The following is a 20,129-nucleotide window of genomic DNA, read 5'->3' on the forward strand; positions in this document are numbered from 1 at the left end:
TTAATGATTGTAGGAGAGCGCTTTAGCGCCGATGAGCTTTAACACATAACTAAAAACAATCACGGCTAAAGCTTGTTCCCACAAAAGCCAAGACACCTAGCCCCTAGTCACTTCCCTAGCTCCTAGCGCCTTTAATTTTTAACCTTTTACCTGTCTCCTCTACAGCGCAGCGCCTCTTAACCTCTGTGGTAAATAAATTACTTAAAATCATTTTTGCACAAAGAGAAAACAATGAGAGGAAATGAGAAACCAAAAAATTAATATTTTACTTTTTCGGGCTAAAGCCCGACCTACAAAAGCATATTCCCTAGCATCTTTAACCTTTCCCGCTGATGCGCGGCATTAAGCCGCGCCTTAAACATTTTTACACAAAGAGAAAACAATGAGGGGAAATGAGAAACCAAAAAATTAATATTTTACTTTTCGGGCTAAAGCCCGACCTACAAAAGCATATTCCCTAGCATCTTTAACCTTTCCCGCTGATGCGCGGCATTAAGCCGCGCCTATAAACATTTTGCACAAAGAGAAAACAATGAGGGGAAATGAGAAACCAAAAAAATTAATATTTTACTTTTCGGGCTAAAGCCCGACCTACAAAAGCATATTCCCTAGCATCTTTAACCTTTCCCGCTGATGCGCGGCATAAAGCCGCGCCTACGCAAATTCAGGCACCGAGCAAAACTTATTGCTTAAAACTTAGGACTTATAGCTTAAAAAATTATGACTTAAAGCTTTAACCTAACTTCCCGCTATTTGCATTTGCTCAACCAATACAGAGCCGGTTTGAATACCGCCACGACGCTCTATGTCGCCACCTATACCGCTAATACCTTTAAACATGTCTTGCAGTTTACCTGCAATGGTTATTTCACTTACAGGGTATTGTATTTCACCATTTTCAACCCAAAAACCAGCGGCGCCACGCGAGTAATCACCTGTTACGGTATTAACTCCTTGGCCCATTAATTCAGTCACTAATAAGCCAGTGCCCATGGTTTTTAACAAGGCCGCTAAGTCAGCATGGGTTTGTTCAACTAGCCAATTATGAATACCACCTGCATGACCGGTAGGTGTCATATTCATCTTACGCGCTGCGTAGCTTGCTAATAAGTAAGTTTGTAGCTCACCGCCTTGAATGATTTCGCGGTCAATTGTTTTTACCCCTTCACTATCAAATGGTGAAGACGCTAGGCCTTTTAATATATGCGGACGTTCTGAAATATTAACGCAGTTATTGAACACTTGTGTGCCAAGGCTATCAAGTAAAAAACTCGACTTTCGGTATAATGCACCACCACCAATTGCCGACACAAGGTGACCAAATAATGAGTTAGCAATATCGGCACGAAAAACCACAGGTACTTTCATGGTGCCTAATTTTTGGCTATTAAGTTTTGCTAATGTTTCATGAGCGGCTTCAAGCCCAACCGCTGCGGCACTATTCAAACCAGCTTGGTCACGCGCGACCGTGTAGGCTGAATCTCGTTGCATTTGCTCGCCATCTTTACCAATCACCATGGTACTAATACTGTGGCGCGTACGCGGATAACCGGTAATTAAGCCGTGGCTATTACCATACACTCGTAGACCTTGGTGTGATGAAAAACTCGCACCATCTGAATTAACAATACGCGTATCAGCGTTTAGTGCAGCCTGCTCAGCAGTATGACACAGCTCAATTCCCTGTTCAGGACTAACATCCCACGGATGATATAAATCTAAATCAAGTGGAGCAAACTCAAGAAGTGCCTTATCAGCAACACCATTATGCGGATCATCTGAGGTAAATTTAGCAATATCAATGGCTTTTTCGACCACTGTACGCAATGTTTTCGGGCTTAAGTCAGCAGTTGATGCTGAACCTTTATGATTACCAACATAAACGCTGATCCCCAAGCCACCATCCTGATTAAACTCGATGGTTTCAACTTCCCCCATGCGTGTGCTTACCGATAAACCTGATGTGCTCGACATAGCAGCTTCAGCGCCTGTGGCGCCAAGTTTTTTAGCGTGTTCTAAAACTTCTGCAACGGCATCTTTAATTTGAGAAATTTGAGTATAAATAGGATCTTGCTGTTGGCTTTTCATCTTTTTAGTCCTGAGCTTAGAGCGTTTTACGGGCGCAATCATAATACTTAAATGCTAACACACTCACCGCATTGCATCAGCTAATATTAATCATTAAAAGAATCACGTATATACCCAAGCCACCTCAAGATGCAGAATTCAGCGTTTCACAGGGGCTTAATATCAAGGCGTTACTTTGCAAGAATGGCAGTCCCTTTTAAGAAGTAACAACGACGAGAGTAAGTCCCTGTGAAACGCCCAAGGGGTTGGTTTAAAAGCGATTTATACTGCGTTATTGATTTTAACAATAGAACCACTATTACTTGCAATCAATGCCTTGCCTAAATCGCTTTTAACTCCGACGACACTCGCATCTTGGGGTAGTTTGGGTATAATGACCGCAGTTAACGTTATCATATGAGTACCCCATGGCGAAGAAAAAAGGCAAGCCTGCTGAAATTGAAGAAGAAATTATCTATATATCAAAAAGTGAACTAAAGCGCGAAGCGCAAGAGTTTCATCAGTTAGGTTCAGAAATTGCCAAAATGGGGAAAAAACAGCGTGAACGCTTACCCTTAAATGATGATTTAAAAGAAGCCATGGTAGTCGCAGATAAAATCAGCAACAAAAGTGATGCGTATCGTCGTCATTTAAATTACATAGCTAAAACATTACGTACTGTTGAAAATATCGAAGAGATCAAAGCTATCATCGATATTATGCTCAATAAAAACAACCAAGCAGAGGTTTTGATTAAAAAAATTGAGCAGTTACGCGAAGACTTAATTACGCAAGGTGATGATTTAGTTAATCAAACGATTGAAGAGCACCCTGTTATTGAGCGTCAAAAGCTACGTCAATTAGTACGCAATGCCGCAAAAGAAGTAAAAGCTGAAAAACCAGCCAAAAGCTACAAAGAGTTATTTCAGTACCTTAAGGAAAGCATCATGCGCTAAACTACATTTAGCGCTGAGTTGCCTATAAAACCCCTTTATAGGCAATTACTTATTAACTGTTATAGCAGTTATAGCAGTTATATTTCCCCACATAGGTTAGAATTTTTTGAACGCGGGATATGGCTTAACAAGACTCTTTTATTTTTTCTATAATCTCTACATTTGCAGCAGGGAAGTTATATTCATCTAACTGCTCAATAGCAACCCAAGAGCTTTGCTGGCCTTCTGCGCCATGAGCCTGGCCGCTAAAGTCAGTCACTAAATGCACATCGAGTTTTACGCATTTATCGCCGTAATCATGCTCAATCACCATCAATTCACTTGAGCTATTAATTGTTAAACCAACTTCTTCTTGAAGCTCACGTTGCAGTGCTGCAAAAACGCTTTCGCCAGCTTCCACTTTACCACCTGGAAACTCCCATAAACCACCTTGGTGTTTATCATCTGGACGCTTACAGATAAATAAAGTGTTACCCGCTTTGATAACCCCCACCGCTACATGCACAATTTTTTTAGTCATTATCATCTTACCTTTATTATTAATCTACACCGCCAAAAAACCGCGTGGCATAAAGCACGGGCTACGAGTTACGGGTTACGGGCTACGAGTTACGGGCTACGAGTTACGGGCTATGAAAACACCTAGCTCCTAGTCACTTCCCTAGAACCTAGCGCCTTCCCCCTTTCCCCTTAATTTAAAACAAAAAAAGCGACGTAGGCGTCGCTTTTTCAGTACTCAAACAGGTTATTTTAACTTACCACAACACTGCTTAAACTTTTGACCTGAGCCACAAGGGCATGGTTCATTACGGCCAACTTTAGGTTCCGCGCGAGCGCTAACTACAGCGCCCTGTGGTGTCTCACCACCTACGTGCTCAACTTCTTCATGCTGATATTCACGAGGGGCATTTTCACTCTTACGGTGTTGCTCTTCTACTTTTTCAACATCTTCTTCAGCACGTACTTGCACTTTACTTAAAATGCTCACTACATCGATTTTAAGGTTCTCAAGCATTTCTGAGAACAATTCAAACGACTCACGCTTGTACTCTTGCTTAGGATTCTTTTGTGCGTAACCACGTAAATGAATACCTTGGCGCAAATGATCCATCGCCGCAAGGTGGTCTTTCCAATGTTGATCTAAGCTTTGTAGCATGATCGCCTTTTCAAATTGACGAAGTACTGACTCACCAACTTGTTGCTCTTTCTCTTTATAAGCTTGCTCGACCGCTTCTTCGATACGCTCACGTAATTTTTCTTCGTAAAGCTTGTTATCGTCAGCTAGCCACTGTGCAATTGGTAACTCGATTAAGAAATCTTGCTTTAAACGCTCTTCAAGACCAGGAATATCCCACATTTCAGCTAAACTTTGCGGCGCGATATATTGGTCAATAGTATTGCCTAATACGTCACCACGAATAACCGAGATAGTCTCTGAAATATCGCCTTCCTCAAGTAACTCGTTACGTTGTGAGTAAACAACACGACGCTGATCGTTTGCCACATCATCGTACTCAAGTAATTGTTTACGAACATCAAAGTTACGCGCTTCTACTTTACGTTGTGCATTTTCAATGGCGCGGTTAACCCACGGATGCTCAATCGCTTCACCACGTTGCATACCGAGTTTACGCATCATATTGGTCATGCGTTCACCTGCGAAAATACGCATTAATGCATCATCCATTGATAAGTAAAAACGGCTTGAACCCGCATCACCTTGACGACCAGAACGACCACGTAGCTGGTTATCAATACGACGTGATTCATGACGTTCCGTACCAATAATATGTAAACCACCAGCCGCAATTACAGCATCATGGCGAACTTGCCATGCGTCTTTAATTGCCTTAATTTGCTCATCAGTTGGGTTGTCTAGTTTTTCAACTTCGCTTTGCCAATTACCACCTAATACGATATCGGTACCACGACCAGCCATGTTAGTGGCAATCGTAACGGTACCTGGTAAACCAGCATCGGCGACTATGTCAGCTTCCTGCGCATGGAATTTAGCATTTAGGACATTATGCTTAATTTTTTCTTTACGTAAAAACTGTGATAAATACTCTGAGCTTTCAATTGAAATAGTACCCACCAATACTGGTTGGCCGCGCTCTTGGCAATCTTTAATATCAACTAAAATTGCTTCGTATTTCTCTTCCTGCGTTAAATAAACTAAATCAGCACGATCCTCACGGATCATCGGCTTATTCGTCGGCATTACAACGGTGTCTAGGCCGTAGATTGACTGGAACTCAAATGCTTCAGTGTCAGCAGTACCTGTCATACCTGCAAGCGTGTCGTAAATACGGAAGTAGTTTTGGAAAGTAATTGACGCTAACGTTTGGTTTTCGTTTTGAATTTTCACACCTTCTTTTGCTTCTACAGCTTGGTGTAAACCTTCAGACCAACGACGTCCTTCCATAGTCCGGCCAGTGTGCTCATCAACAATGATTACTTCGTTTTCTTTTACTACGTAATCAATGTCTTTTTGATACAACTTATGAGCACGTAATGCCGCATAAATATGGCTCAATAGCGTAATACTTGCAGCAGAATAAAGCGAATCACCTTCTTCAATCAAGCCACGCTCGATTAGCAATTCTTCCACCTTGATTTGGCCGCGCTCAGTTAAGTGAACTTGCTTGGCTTTTTCATCAATGGTGAAATCGCCATCACCTTCAACCCCTTCTTCGTCTTCTTTCTCTTGCAATTCAAGAAGCGGGACTATGGTATTAATTTCAGCATATAACTGCGAGCTGTCTTCTGCAGGACCTGAAATGATCAATGGTGTACGTGCTTCATCAATTAAAATTGAGTCAACTTCATCGACTACCGCATAGTAAAGTGGGCGTTGAACACGCTCGTTAATGCTAAACGCCATATTGTCACGTAGGTAATCAAAACCAAATTCGTTATTAGTACCGTAGGTGATATCTGCTGCGTAGGCTTCTTTTTTCTGTTGCGGCATCATACCAGGCACGTTACAGCCAACCGTTAACCCTAAAAACTCAAACAATGGTCGGTTAGTCTCAGCATCACGCTTAGCAAGGTAATCATTCACGGTAATAACGTGAACCCCTTTACCCGTGATACCGCGTAGGTATGCCGGTAAGCTTGCGGTAAGAGTTTTACCTTCACCAGTACGCATTTCTGCGATGCGGCCTTGGTGTAACACCATGCCGCCTAGTAACTGTACGTCAAAGTGGCGCATACCATTAACACGTTTCGATGCTTCACGTACCACTGCAAATGCTTCTGGTAAAATGTCATCAAGGCTTTGCCCGTTATCATAACGCTCTCTAAACTCTGCTGTTTTGGCTTTTAAGTCTTCATCTGAAAGCGCTTCAAGTTGCGTTTCAAGTGCGTTGATCAGCGCGACCGTCTTTCTTAAATTTTTAATAGTGCGGTCATTGCGACTACCAAAAATCTTGGTAAATAAATTAGATATCATGATAAAACCGTTACAATGTATTCTTTGCTAGCCGATTATCAGCTAACCCATTTTTATAATTACTAATTAATAGATTACTCATTTGAGCACATATTAATTAGCAATTTCGAGAAACGTTGCCAAATGCAGCGTTCAATACGTGCGCTACTATACCAGACTATGCGAAACATCAAACCATCGCGTAGTTAAGATATGCGTTTTCTGCAAGAAAATTTACAATAACTCGTAAACATAACTTTAATAAAAGCGATGAAACGACATTAACTCTGAAGATATGGAGGTAGATAAAATAAAATCAAGAGGTGAAAAAAACTTAGGTTCTAGCGCCAAAACCTTTATTTCTTACCATGCCTTGCCAATCGTTCAAGCTTTTCTTTTAGTGATGGCGGTGCATCTGCGGCGATAGCAGTAAGGTAATCTGCTGTTTGCTCACTCATAGCAAGTTTTTTAGCGGGCATAGCGTTTGCGGTTTTTGTAGCATTGTTTGGTGTCAAACGCTGGCTTGCTTGTGGGTTAGCAGTAATTTTGATCTGCCCAAGCTCAGCCATTCCTGCACCGCGAAAGTGCGACAGCATATCCATTTTTAAGTAATTTAACCGTAAAGCAATTGGAGCAGAAACGGCTTCAATCATCAAAGTGCCATCTCGATAATTACTTACCCGACATTTAGCACTTAAATTAGACCCTAAAAATTCGCTTAATAAGCTCTGCTGTTTATCCAGCGCTTGGCTTTTACCCGCATACGACGACAACCGGCCACTGAGACCTGCCATAATATCGTTTAACGGTTTTGGCGCAAACCTATCTTTAGCCATGAAAAACACCAAATTACATCGAGAGATCAATTCTAGATGAATAGCAAAGTTAAAGCTACCAGGGAAAAGAAAGAGATTAGATTTTAGATTTTAGATTCAAGGTTCAAGGTTCAAGGTTCAAGGTTCAAGGTTCAAGGTTCAAGGTTAACATCGTAACGTAGGAAATGGCTTTAGCCATGAATCTTTACACCGCACGGCATAAAGCCACGCCTACAATAACCCAAACACCGGTGCAAACCCGTAGGCGCGAGTTTACCTCGCGCAGGTTTATGTTCACCCCTAGAAGAAAAGCCACGGGCTGCGAGCTATGGATCCTAGCCCCTAGTCACTTCCCTAGAGCCTCGTCCCTTCCCCCTTTAATTTTTTAACCCACAACCCCCAACGGCTTGGCATTTTGCCACGCGCCACGGGTAAAATCAGGAATATCAATCGATGCGCTGCGGTTACTCACTGACTCTGCTGAAAGCGGTGATATTACAGACCACGCGGCGCCATCGTATACATCTTGATCGAGCGCTTCGCCATTGCGTAAACAATAAATCATTCGCCAAAACATTAAAAAATCCATGCCACCATGGCCGCCGTTACGCTGCGCTTCTTCACCCATTTTTATCCACAAGGGATGGTCGTACTTTTTATACCAATCAGCCATTTCGTAATCCCACTCATGGAAGCTTTTTGAGCCACCGTCTTCTAGTGCAATACGATTTGGGAACCCAGCAAATACCCCATTAGTGCCCTGAATTAAATTATGGCGAGAGTAAGGTCGAGGCGTAGTTGTATCATGCTGCACCATAATACTGCGACCTTTAACGGTTTTGATTAGCGTCGTGTTCATATCACCAGCAATATAATTAAGTTGATTACGCTGATGATCGGCTGGAAACTCTTTTTTTGCATAAGCGCTGCGCCCCAAAGCAGGTGAGCTCATTGAGGTCAAAAAGTCAAAACGGTCACCGCGATTGATATTCATATACTGCGACACAGGCCCTAAGCCATGGGTAGGATACAAGTTACCATCTCGTCTTGCATGCCAAGCGGTACGCCAAGAGCCGGTTTTATGCTCAATCTCTTTCATTTGCCAGCGTAATTCATGAATATACGCCGCTTCGCCATGCAGTAATTCACCAAATACACCTTGGCGAACCATATTCAAAACCATTAGCTCATCACGACCATAATTGACGTTTTCCATCATCATGCAGTTCTTTTGGGTGCGCTCTGCGGTATCAACAATTTGCCACATTTCTGCAACGGTTAATGCTAGCGGCACTTCAACAAACGCATGTTTACCGCTATTCATAGTATCTATCGCCATTGGCGCATGCCATGCCCACGGAGTGGAAATAATGACAATATCAATATCGTCACGCTCAAGCATTTGTTGGTAAGCGTTATCTGACCCAGTATACAAAGCAGGCTTTGCTAACCCTTTATCGGTGAGATACTTTGCGGACTGTTCTAATACTTCGTTATGCGTGTCACAAATCGCTTTGATCTCAGTACCAGCAATACGACTCATGCGTTTTACATGGCCAAAACCTCGTTGGCCTACACCAATAAAGCCAACCCGTACTACATCCATTTTTGGCGCAATCAAGCCAATTACTGAACGGCCTTGTTGTTTCGGAGTTATAGCTGCAGAATTAGTATTACCTGCACAGCCGGCCACCACACTGGCAGCCGCAGCCGCGCTGGCTGCTTTTAAAAAATCGCGACGATTTATTTGCTTCATTTTATAATTATCCCTGGATTTACTTCACTGCAACTTACCTAAAATAGGGTAACAGGTAAAGTAGATGAGGATAGATAACATAATAAAAGAAGGGGTTAGAATTACCCTTAACCGCGCGGCATAAAGCCGCGCCTACAATAACCCAAACACCGGTGCAAACCCGTAGGCGCGAGTTTACCTCGCGCAGGTTTATGCCCCCCTAGAAGAAAAGCCACGGGCTGCGGGCTACGAATCCTAGCCCCTAGTCACTTCCCTAGCTCCTAGCGCCTAGCTCCTAGCGCCTTTAATTTTTAACCTTTATTACACGTCTCTTAAAATAGCTTTAAGTGTGCTTTTTTTGGCAAGAATATCACGATATAAAGCAAACTGATTCTGTGCTCGCTCTAAGTTATGGTTAGCATGCTTAATTGAAAAATAGTGATCGCCATCAATGTAATCAGTTAAAAAGCGCAGACCAATCATAAAGGTCATCACTTTAGTACCTAACCAAAAACTCTGTTTTTCTTGCTCGGTAATTAAATCTTTTAAAGGCTCAACATAACCTTTAACCACGGCTTCAAAAATTTCTTCGCGAACACACACATTGTCTAAATTGGTTGAGTCTTCTTGCTCTGGCGAGCAAAAAGTTCGCACCATATCACCAAAATCATACAGCCAGTAACCTGGCATACATGTGTCTAAATCAATCACCGCCTTGGCATCATGTGACTTATTACAGAACAGCATATTATTGATTTTAGTATCATTATGGCAAGGTCTAACAGGCACATTACCAGCTAACGATTTTAGCTCATCAATTAACCCAAACTGCGCCATACAAAAATCAACTTCTGCTTGGCAACTAGCTAAACGATTAACAGGGTCATTAGCAACCACTGCTTTAAGTTTTTCGGCTCGCATCGCTAAGTTATGAAAATCAGGAATAACATGATGCAATTGCTTGGCATCAAAGTCTTCTAATGCAACAGCAAATTGACCAAATGCATTGGCCGCAGTTTGCGCTTGCGAAGTGTTTAGCACAACATCTTCACTGTAACTGCCGCCAATAAATTCGAGTGCACGCCAAACGCCATTATCACAATCAACTAAATACCCATCTTCAACAGTAGGAACATGACGAATAATGGCTAAATCATAATCACCCGACTGGCGCTTTTTAGTTAAATGCTGCTCGATTAAACGGGCATTTTTTACCAGCATGTCAGGCTCAGGAAAAACCTCTGTATTTAACTTTTGCACGACTAAAGATTTTTTAGGTGCAGTTAACAACATAGTGGTATTGATATGACCACTACCAATTGGTTTCATGCTGACTTTTTCATTGCCAAGGCCAAAACTTTCAGACAAGTAAACCGCAAGGGAATTTGACTTCATACTTACTTCGCTATTATTGTGCCCAGGAAAAGGCATGATCGGGGCTAACTCATCCGTGACGTAGTTCATATAATTTACCTGTAACATCCTGTAATTCTGATTTATAAGTTACTCCATACCAAGACTCTTGTGCAGTATAAATAGTAACTTTTTGTTGATTAGATGTGATCACATGTTGAATTTGATCTGGTAAATAATACTCCATTTTGACACCGTTGTCATATTTTTGCAGAAACTCCGTAAAGCCAACTTCAAGCGCATCAAAAAGTACAGGTGTAATGCCCCAAAAACTCATTGATCCCAAAGCATCTAAAGCGATTTTTTCACGCTGTCCGTGTGGATTATCACCCATTATGTGCCCTTGCTCAATTTGTATATTTAAATACTCAACAACATCTCTTAATTGATTATTTTCAACTTGGCAAACGCCACGGTTTACACCACCTTGTGCTGATAACGTGTCAATGATTGGATACCCAACCATCGCCCAGCTACTGGAATTTTTAAAATGATCAGCAAGTAAAGTAAATGAAGACGCGCCATAATAATCATCAGCGGTAATGACAATAGCAGGATTATGAATATATTCTTTAGCGCACAATAACGCATGCCCCGTACCCCACGGTTTTTCTCGTTGTTGCACTAAATTTTGGTACTGCTCAGGTACTAAATCAATTCTCTGCTCCACCAAAACAACATCAACCCCCGCAGGTAAACGCGGTAGAATCACTTGCTCTATTTCGTTTCGCACAGCTTGGTTGATCACTAATACAACTTGAGTAACCCCAGCCGTAACCGCATCAGCAATACTAAGCTCCATAATAGTACAGCCAAGCCCTGCGATTTCTGCTATTTGCTTATTACCACCAAAACGAGAGCCCAAACCACCCGCCAGAACCACTAAACTTAGGTGATGTTTTTTAGTTTTCATTTTTGTACCGTTTAATCATTAATAGCCCGAGTCTACCAGTTTCAACCACCAGATCTAGCATAGGGATAGGTTTTAGATGTTAGATGTTAGATTTTAGATTTTAGGTTTTAGATTTTAGGTTTTAGGTTTTAGATTTTAGGTTTTAGATGTTAGATTTTAGGTTTTAGATTTTAGATTTTAGGTTTTAGGTTTTAGATTTTAGGTTTTAGATTTTAGATTTTAGATTTTAGGTTTTAGATTTTAGGTTTTAGGTTTTAGGTTTTAGATTTTAGATTTTAGATTTTAGATTCAAGGTTAACATCGTAACGCAGGAAATAGCTTCAGCCATGAATCTTTAAACCGCGCGGGATAAAGCCACGGGCTGCGGGTAACGAGTTTCTGTAGCTCCTTTTACCTTTAACCTTTTACCTTTAACCTTTTACCTTTAACCTTTTACCTTTAACCTTTAACCTTTAACCTTTAACCTTTAACCTTTAACCTTTTACCTTTTACCTTTTCCCTTTAACCTTTTCCCTTTTACCTTTTACCTTTTCCCTTTAACCTTTTCCCTTTAACTTTTAACCTTTTAACCTTTTAACCTTTTCCCTTTGCTCTTGTTATTTATCGCACCTCGTAACCCGTAACTCGCGGCTATTTCTCTAATCTCTAACCTCTAACCTCTAACAAAAACGGTGGCCTGAGCCACCGTTTTTATACATTAAAAATTAATTACCAAATTTTTACACGCTCTGCTGGGGCGATATACATTTTATCGCCTTCTTTTACATCAAACGCTTGGTAAAACTCCGGCATATTCGACAAAATCCCAATTACGCGGTAATGACTAGGTGAATGAGGGTCTGTCATTAAGCGGTTACGTAGCTCTTCATCACGATATTTACGGCGCCAAATTTGCGACCAGCCCATAAAAAAGCGTTGCTCGCCAGTGTAGCCATCAATCACTGGTGCTTTACCATCGCCAAGTGATAATTGGTATGCAGTATAAGCAACCGTTAAGCCACCTAAATCACCAATATTTTCACCTAAGGTGAGTTGGCCATTAACGCTGGCATCTTCGAATGGTTTGTACTCATTGTACTGCGCCACTAATTGCCCTGTACGCTCTTCAAACTGCTTAAGGTCTGACTCGCTCCACCAGTCACGTAAATTGCCATCACCATCATACTTAGCACCTTGGTCATCAAAACCGTGGCCTAACTCATGGCCAATTACTGCACCAATAGCACCGTAGTTAACCGCATCATCAGCTTCTAAGTTAAAAAATGGCGGTTGTAAAATTGCCGCTGGAAATACAATTTCATTATTCACAGGGTTGTAGTAAGCATTTACTGTTTGTGGTGTCATGTGCCACTCAGAGCGATCAACTGGCTTACCTAACTTGTCGATCATATCCGCATAAGCCCATTCACTGTGGCGAATATAATTACCGACCAAATCATCGGCATTAATGCTTAACTGTGAGTAGTCTTTCCAGTTATCTGGGTAACCAATTTTTGGCGTAAACTTGTCGAGTTTTTCTTTCGCGGCAAGCTTAGTTTCAGGGCTCATCCATTCTAGGTTTTCAATTGCTACAGCGTAGCCTTTGATCACGTTATCAACTAACTCTTCCATGCGAGCTTTCGCTTCTGGTGGAAAGTTTTCTTTAACGTAAACTTTACCTAAAATCTCGCCTAGCACTGCGTTAGAGGCATCAACAGCTTGCTTCCAAAGTGGCGCTTGCTCTTTTACACCACGTAATGTGGTGCTATAAAAATTAAAGTTTAAATCAACCAATTCTTTATCTAGCACACCGGCATAGTTGCTTACTAGGTGGAATTTTAAATATTGTTGCCACGTTGCCAAGTCTGTTGTTTTATAAATATCTGCAAATTTTTCAAAGTAGCTCGGTTGGCTAACAATAATGTCGGCAGTATTCACGCCTGACGCTTTAAAGTATTCAACAAGGTCAAACTCACCGGTTAACTTGCTTGCATCAACAACGCTCATTTTATTGTAAGACTTGGTTGCATCACGGCTTTCAACACGCGTCCACTGTGCTTCGGCAATGCTAGTCTCTAGGGCAATAATAGCTTTGGCAGCTTCGTCTGCATTTTTAACACCAGCGTGGGTTAAAATATCAGTCACGTAAACTTGATACTGCGCACGGATCTTAGTGAACTTTTCGTCATCTTTTAAGTAATAATCACGATCAGGTAAACCCAAACCTGATTGATAAGCATATAAGGCATTTTCGCTAGAATTTTTAGCATCGTTATTTACATACCAACCAAATGGCACGGCACCGCCTTGCATGCGAATTTTAGCCATAAGCGCCACTAAATCTGACTTATTTTTTACGTCATCAATTGCAGCTAAAGGTGCATTTAACGGGGTAATGCCTAGCTCATTACGTTTTGCTTCATTCATGTAGCTTTTAAAGAATGCACCTAATTTATACTCATCCGTGCCCTCTTTAACTGCGGTATTTGCAGCCGCTTTTTCAAGCACAATTTTCATCGCTTGTTGCGAATCATCGTATAACTGTGAGAACGAACCATAATTAGACTTATCGCCTGGGATTTCGGTACTAGCTAACCATTGGCCATTTACGTGATAGTAAAAATCGTCTTGAGCACGGACCGACTTGTCCATATTTGCTAATTCAATACCTGAATTAAGCTGCGTTGCAGGTGCGCTAACTTGAGCGACTTCGATTTTTTTTGTGGTTTCTTGTTTATCGCCGCAGCCGACTAACCCCAAAGCAAGTGCAATACTTGCTGCAGTAAGCGTTACTTTTTTCATGATTGTCTCGTTTGTTAGTTATCGTTTGAATATTCAGCCACTAAAAAAGTATTGAACTAGAATATTCGGTATCCCATCTTAAACCTGTTCAATGCAACAATAAACCGATAAGCCAAAACAGACGTTTTAAATATGTAACAAAGTTTGTAAGCGCGAGCTTAGCTTTTAATTTTGCTCGTTTTACCCTAACCTTGTTTCTAATTTATATAATTAAAATAAGGACGACGATGAAAATTATCCACCATGGAGCGGTGAACGGAGTTACAGGCTCTTGCCACCAGCTAGACTACGAGCAACACTCAGCGGTATTGATTGACTGCGGGTTATTTCAAGGTGAGGATTCAGGGCCAAGTTTGGCTATCGACTTTGATATATCAACAATTACAGCGCTTATTGTTACACATTGCCATATTGATCATGTTGGCCGCATTCCTTATTTATTCGCTGCTGGTTTTGCAGGCCCTATTTTTACCTCACAAGCATCGGCCAGTTTATTACCCTTAGTAATTGAAGATGCACTTAAAGTTGGTGTAACGCGGGATCAAAAAATTATCAACGCCTGTTTAAGCCTACTCAATAAGCGCATAACCGCTGTCGCATTTAATAACTGGTTTTATTTACCCAGTAACCACAACGAGCCAACCGCAAAAGCCCGCTTACAACGCGCGGGGCATATTTTAGGCTCAGCTTATGTTGAGATTGATATAGGAAGCAAGCCAAACACACACCGAGTTGTTTTCTCTGGAGATTTAGGCGCCCCACACACTCCATTGTTGCCGTCACCAAAAGCACCTTATAAAGCAGACACATTAGTGATCGAATCAACCTATGGTGATAAAAACCATCAAGGCCGAAAAGAACGTACACAAACTCTAAAAACAGTCATTGAAAAAGCCGTGGCCGACAACGGCGTTGTGTTAGTACCCGCTTTTAGCATTGGCCGTACCCAAGAGCTGCTATATGAACTAGAGCAAATAATTCATAGCGCTGCTAAAAACTCACCTTGGCGCAATTTAGAGGTGATAGTTGACTCTCCCATGGCGGCTAACTTTACTGTTGAATACCGTAATTTCAAAACATTATGGGATGATGAAGCCAAAAAGCGCCTAGCCAAGGGGCGTCATCCATTAAACTTTGCACAACTACATACCATTGACAGCCATAAAGAGCATATCGCCGTTATTAATTATTTAAGTAACCGCAAACAACCAGCCATTATTATTGCCGCCAGCGGCATGTGCACCGGCGGTCGAATCGTCAATTATTTAGAGCGCTTTTTGCCCGATAAAACCACCGATGTCATTTTTGTAGGTTACCAAGGCCGCGGTACGCTTGGCCGCGACATTCAAACCTACGGCCCAAGTAATGGTTATGTTCATATAAACGATCGCAAGATCACCATTAACGCAGCAATACACACTATCAGCGGCTACAGCGCCCACGCAGATCAAAATGGTTTAATTAAATTCGTAACCGGCATGCGCAAAAAACCAACATTAATAAAAATTGTTCACGGTGACGATAATGCCAAACAGGCACTAGCACAGAAATATAAAGAGATCCTAGGAGAAGGGACTGAAATTGAAATAGCACAGTTAAGTGACGGGCTTTGAGTTACGGGTTGCGGGCTACGAGTTACGGGCTTCGGGTTGCGGGTTTCGGGTTTCGGGTTTCGGGTTTCGGGTTTCGGGTTTCGGGTTTCGGGTTTCGGGTTGCGGGTTTCGGGTTACGGGTTTCGGGTTTCGGGTTTCGGGTTTCGGGTTTCGGGTTGCGGGTTTCGGGTTACGAGCTTCGGGTTGCGGGCAAACAACTTAGCCTAGCCTTTGGATTTTATTATAAGGTTAGTGGAAGTTGTGAGGGTCTCATGAGCTTTTGATTACATAAATCAATTTCCCAAGCATCTTTCCAATTACTTCGCACTCATTTAATGCAAACTCTGCTTGCTCATGATTAATATAACCGAGTTCAAAAGCAATCATAAGTTGTGTTTTTAATTCTCCTACAGAGCCTTTTGCCACAGAAAGAAAGTAGGTTCTTTCTTTATCGGAATAGCGTTCATATCCCTCTGCTATATTACTTGGTACAGAAACAGCACTGCGGCACATTTGATCTTTAAGGCCAAAATCTCGTAAATCATTAAAAACACGATATATCAATAAACTTAATGAAAAAGATTTCTTCCATACATCTAAACTTTCATATTTCATCACATACCCTAGTGTTGTTACTTCCTTGCAAAAACGACCAAATAATTATGCACCTATGATTTAATTGAAGAGTGTAGCATACAGCACCCGAGCCTAAGCTACGATTATATCGTAGCCGTAGCTCGAAGCACGAAACTCGTAGCCTGTTACACTTAAACTGCTTTTAGGTGGCTTGCTTTTTTAGGGTTAACTAATTCAGTTACAAAGCTTGTAAAGTCTGTTCCTAGGTTTTCGTCGCGCATGCTGTATTCCACAATCGCTTTTAAATAACCTAGTTTGTCGCCGCAATCATGGGCGCGGCCACTCATGTGAAATGCTTCAACCGTTTCAATTTTCATCAACATGTCTATCGCATCTGTTAATTGAATTTCACCACCAGCACCCACAGGCGTTTTGCTGAGTAATTGCCAAATAGTTTTTGATAGTACATAACGGCCAACAACCGCCAAGTTTGATGGCGCATCTGCCACTTTTGGTTTTTCAACCATAGTTTTAATTTTCGCGCTTTCACCTGCACTAATCACCGCGCCATCAATATCAGCAATACCATATTTGCTAACATCTTGTTCAGGCACTGGCTCAAGCATAATTTGGCTTGCTTTAACGTCATTAAAACGTTTGATCATTGCAGCCAAGTTTTCAGTTTTTTGGTCTGCGGTGTAAGCGTCTAATATTACGTCTGGCAGTAAAACTACAAAATCATCATCACCAATAATTGGCTTGGCGCACAAAATAGCATGTCCTAGGCCTTTTGCTTCACCTTGGCGAACACTCATAATAGTTACATCAACAGGGCAAATTGAACGCACTTCATCAAGTAGCGTACGTTTTACACGTTTTTCGAGTGTTGCTTCAAGCTCAAAGCTGGTATCAAAATGATTCTCGATGGCATTTTTAGAGCTATGTGTAACAAGCACAATGTCTTTAATACCCGCGGCAACGCATTCATTAACAATATATTGAATGAGTGGTTTATCTACCAAAGGTAGCATTTCTTTTGGAATCGCTTTAGTCATTGGCAGCATACGCGTACCAAGGCCAGCAACAGGGATAACAGCTTTCATGGTTAGTCCTTTATTTAAAATATTTTATTTAATTCAATTTAAGTTAACAACGTGAAGCTTTATAGGAAGTGAATGACTTCGGGCTTCGGGCTTCGGGCTTCGGGCTTCGGGCTTCGGGCTTCGGCAAGATTATAAACACTAGTTGCACAAAGGGAAGATAAAGCCACGGGCTGCGGGTAACGGGCTAATTGCACCTAGCCCCTAGTCACGTCCCTAGAATCTTTAATCTTGTTATTTCTCGCATCTCGTAGCCCGAAACTCGCAGCTATCTCTTTAACCTTTAATCTTGTTACTTACAACTAGGCGCTGCGCGCCTAATCACTACCAAACAAGTCGCGGGTATATACTTTATCTGCAATATCACTTAGCTCTTCAACCATACGGTTTGATACCACAACATCTGCAAGTTGTTTAAACTCATTAAGATCTTTTATTACTCGTGAATTAAAAAAGGCTTCTTCTTGTAATGCTGGTTCATAAACAACTACCTCAATGCCTTTCGCTTTAATACGCTTCATAATGCCTTGAATAGCTGAGGCTCTAAAGTTATCTGAACCTGTTTTCATTACTAAGCGATACACGCCAACCACTTTAGGGTTGCGTTTAATTATTGAGTTAGCAATAAAGTCTTTACGGGTGGTGTTAGCATCAACAATGGCGCCAATCATATTATTTGGCACATCTTTATAGTTTGCTAATAATTGTTTAGTGTCTTTAGGTAAACAATAACCCCCATAACCAAATGACGGGTTATTATAATGATTACCAATACGAGGATCTAACCCTACCCCTTGAATAATCTGCTTTGCATTTAAACCGTGGCTTTCAGCATAGCTATCAAGCTCATTAAAGTAGGCAACACGCATAGCCAAGTAAGTATTAGAGAACAGCTTAATTGCCTCAGCTTCGGTTGAGTCAGTAAATAAAATTTCAATATTTTGCTTTACTGCGCCTTGTGCTAACAAATTAGCAAACGTTTTAGCGCGCTCACTTTGTTCACCCACAATAATACGTGATGGGTGCAGGTTATCGTAAAGGGCTTTACCTTCGCGTAAAAACTCCGGCGAGAACACAATGTTATCAGTCGCAAACTTTGCTTTAACTGATTGGGTATAGCCAACTGGTACCGTCGACTTTATCACCATAGTGGCTGCAGGGTTAATTTTTAATACATCTTTAATTACAGATTCAACACTGTTGGTATTAAAGTAATTTGTTTCCGGGTCGTAATCCGTCGGCGTGGCGATAATAACAAATTCAGCACCAACAAGTGCAGACTCTTTGTTAGTGGTAGCGGTAAAATTTAACTGCTTATTTTGTAAAAAATCACTAATTTCAACATCAACAATCGGTGATTGCTTATCTTTTAAAAGTGCGACTTTTTTTTCATCAATATCAAGTGCAACTACTTTATTATGTTGCGCAAGTAACATCGCATTAGACAAGCCCACATAGCCTGTACCAACAACTGCAATTTTCATTTTAAATTCCTTAAACATCTTAAATTTTGCTTCCAAGCTTAAGCTTATTCCGCTTAGCACTAAAGCTATTAAAATACGGGCTGCCGGAGACGTGCTGCGGATAACGAGTTCCGAGCTATGAAAACACCTAACTCCTTTAACCTTTAACCTTTAACCTTTAACCTCTAAAGCGCAGCGCCCTCTTACCCTCTTTGTGAATAAATCACTAAAAAATTTTACCACCGAGGCGCTTCGCTGCACAGAGAGAAAAGCCACGGGCTGCGGGTAACGAGTTTCGAGCTATGAATCCTAGCTCCTAGTCTTTAATGGTTGTAGGAGAGCGCTTTAGCGCCGATGAGCTTTAACACATAACCAAAAACAATCACGGCTAAAGCCTGTTCCCACAAGAGCCAAGACACCCAACCTCTAACCTCTAACCTCTAACCTCTAACCTCTAACCTCTAACCTCTAACCTCTAACCTCTAACCTCTAACCTCTAACCTCTAACCTCTAACCTCTAACCTCTAACCTCTAACCTCTAACCTCTAACCTCTAACCTCTAACCTCTAACCTCTAACCTCTAACCTCTAACCTCTAACCTCTAACCTCTAACCTCTAACCTCTAACCTCTAACCTCTAACCTCTAACCTCTAACCTCTAACCTCTAACCTCTAACCTCTAACCTCTAACCTCTAACCTCTAACCTCTAACCTCTAACCTCTAACCTCTAACCTCTAACCTCTAACCTCTAACCTCTAACCTCTAACCTCTAACCTCTAACCTCTAACCTCTAACCTCTAACCTCTAACCTCTAACCTCTAACCTCTAACCTCTAACCTCTAACCTCTAACCTCTAACCTCTAACCTCTAACCTCTAACCTCTAACCTCTAACCTCTAACCTCTAACCTCTAACCTCTAACCTCTAACCTCTAACCTCTAACCTCTAACCTCTAACCTCTAACCTCTAACCTCTAACCTCTAACCTCTAACCTCTAACTTCTAACTTCTAACCTCTAACCTCTAACCTCTAACCTCTAACCTCTAACCTCTTCAGCGCAGCGCCTCTTTACCTCTTTGTGAATAAATCACTTAAAAACCATTTGCACAAAGAGAAGTGAATGAGAACAAAATGAGAAAAGCCACGAGTTTCGAGTTTCGAGCTACGAAAACACCTAGCACCTAGCACCTTTTAACCTCTAACCTCTAACCTCTTCAGCGCAGCGCCTCTTTACCTCTTTGTGAATAAATCACTTAAAAACCATTTGCACAAAGAGAAGAGAGTAA

At 41.5% G+C, this 20,129-nt stretch carries 14 protein-coding genes; 2 read left to right on the forward strand and 12 right to left on the reverse strand.

Annotated elements, in window-relative coordinates; translation table 11 throughout:
• Positions 1-738 precede the first annotated feature (738 nt).
• Positions 739-2,088, reverse strand: coding sequence for a metalloprotease PmbA (gene pmbA / locus PHAL_RS0119355; protein WP_016710092.1), 1,350 nt, complete (start codon positions 2,086-2,088; stop codon positions 739-741).
• 261 nt (positions 2,089-2,349) lie between these two features.
• Positions 2,350-2,484 carry a hypothetical protein gene (locus PHAL_RS24675; RefSeq protein ID WP_016710093.1) on the reverse strand — a complete coding sequence of 45 codons (135 nt, stop codon included), beginning with the start codon at positions 2,482-2,484 and terminating at the stop codon, positions 2,350-2,352.
• An 11-nt stretch (positions 2,485-2,495) separates the two neighbouring features.
• On the opposite strand from PHAL_RS24675, the gene yjgA reads away from it, so the two are divergent.
• Positions 2,496-3,023 (forward strand): ribosome biogenesis factor YjgA, encoded by a 528-nt coding sequence (yjgA, locus tag PHAL_RS0119365; protein WP_016710094.1) that lies wholly within the window; start codon positions 2,496-2,498, stop codon positions 3,021-3,023.
• A gap of 124 nt (positions 3,024-3,147) precedes the next feature.
• Here yjgA and mutT read toward each other — a convergent pair whose 3' ends face one another.
• From mutT to PHAL_RS0119400, 7 genes are all read right to left on the reverse strand, one after another.
• Positions 3,148-3,543, reverse strand: a complete 396-nt coding sequence (gene mutT / locus PHAL_RS0119370; protein WP_016710095.1) for an 8-oxo-dGTP diphosphatase MutT — start codon at positions 3,541-3,543, stop codon at positions 3,148-3,150.
• 225 nt (positions 3,544-3,768) lie between these two features.
• The gene (gene secA / locus PHAL_RS0119375) at positions 3,769-6,477 is read right to left on the reverse strand and encodes a preprotein translocase subunit SecA (RefSeq protein ID WP_016710096.1); all 2,709 of its coding nucleotides are present in this window, start codon (positions 6,475-6,477) and stop codon (positions 3,769-3,771) included.
• Positions 6,478-6,812: 335 nt separating this feature from the next.
• Positions 6,813-7,292 (reverse strand): DUF721 domain-containing protein, encoded by a 480-nt coding sequence (locus tag PHAL_RS0119380; RefSeq protein WP_016710097.1) that lies wholly within the window; start codon positions 7,290-7,292, stop codon positions 6,813-6,815.
• 364 nt (positions 7,293-7,656) lie between these two features.
• The gene (locus PHAL_RS0119385; RefSeq protein ID WP_016710098.1) at positions 7,657-9,027 is read right to left on the reverse strand and encodes a Gfo/Idh/MocA family protein; all 1,371 of its coding nucleotides are present in this window, start codon (positions 9,025-9,027) and stop codon (positions 7,657-7,659) included.
• Between the two features lie 300 nt (positions 9,028-9,327).
• Positions 9,328-10,401, reverse strand: coding sequence for a phosphotransferase enzyme family protein (locus PHAL_RS0119390; RefSeq protein WP_029216254.1), 1,074 nt, complete (start codon positions 10,399-10,401; stop codon positions 9,328-9,330).
• A 49-nt stretch (positions 10,402-10,450) separates the two neighbouring features.
• Positions 10,451-11,332 carry an NTP transferase domain-containing protein gene (locus PHAL_RS0119395; RefSeq protein WP_016710100.1) on the reverse strand — a complete coding sequence of 294 codons (882 nt, stop codon included), beginning with the start codon at positions 11,330-11,332 and terminating at the stop codon, positions 10,451-10,453.
• Between the two features lie 708 nt (positions 11,333-12,040).
• Positions 12,041-14,113, reverse strand: coding sequence for a M13 family metallopeptidase (locus tag PHAL_RS0119400; protein WP_016710101.1), 2,073 nt, complete (start codon positions 14,111-14,113; stop codon positions 12,041-12,043).
• 227 nt (positions 14,114-14,340) lie between these two features.
• Here PHAL_RS0119400 and PHAL_RS0119405 point away from each other — a divergent pair, with 227 nt between their 5' ends.
• Positions 14,341-15,726 carry an MBL fold metallo-hydrolase RNA specificity domain-containing protein gene (locus PHAL_RS0119405; protein ID WP_016710102.1) on the forward strand — a complete coding sequence of 462 codons (1,386 nt, stop codon included), beginning with the start codon at positions 14,341-14,343 and terminating at the stop codon, positions 15,724-15,726.
• Between the two features lie 249 nt (positions 15,727-15,975).
• Here PHAL_RS0119405 and PHAL_RS0119410 read toward each other — a convergent pair whose 3' ends face one another.
• From PHAL_RS0119410 to PHAL_RS0119420, 3 genes are all read right to left on the reverse strand, one after another.
• Complete coding sequence (locus PHAL_RS0119410) at positions 15,976-16,320, reverse strand: four helix bundle protein (protein WP_029216255.1); 345 nt, start codon at positions 16,318-16,320, stop codon at positions 15,976-15,978.
• A gap of 152 nt (positions 16,321-16,472) precedes the next feature.
• Positions 16,473-17,384 carry a UTP--glucose-1-phosphate uridylyltransferase GalU gene (gene galU, locus PHAL_RS0119415; protein WP_016710104.1) on the reverse strand — a complete coding sequence of 304 codons (912 nt, stop codon included), beginning with the start codon at positions 17,382-17,384 and terminating at the stop codon, positions 16,473-16,475.
• A 314-nt stretch (positions 17,385-17,698) separates the two neighbouring features.
• Positions 17,699-18,865: a nucleotide sugar dehydrogenase gene (locus PHAL_RS0119420; RefSeq protein WP_016710105.1), complete on the reverse strand. Its 1,167-nt coding sequence runs from the start codon at positions 18,863-18,865 to the stop codon at positions 17,699-17,701.
• Positions 18,866-20,129: the final 1,264 nt, after the last annotated feature.

The organism is Pseudoalteromonas haloplanktis ATCC 14393 (assembly GCF_000238355.1).
In the GTDB taxonomy this organism is placed as follows: Bacteria; Pseudomonadota; Gammaproteobacteria; order Enterobacterales; family Alteromonadaceae; genus Pseudoalteromonas; species Pseudoalteromonas haloplanktis.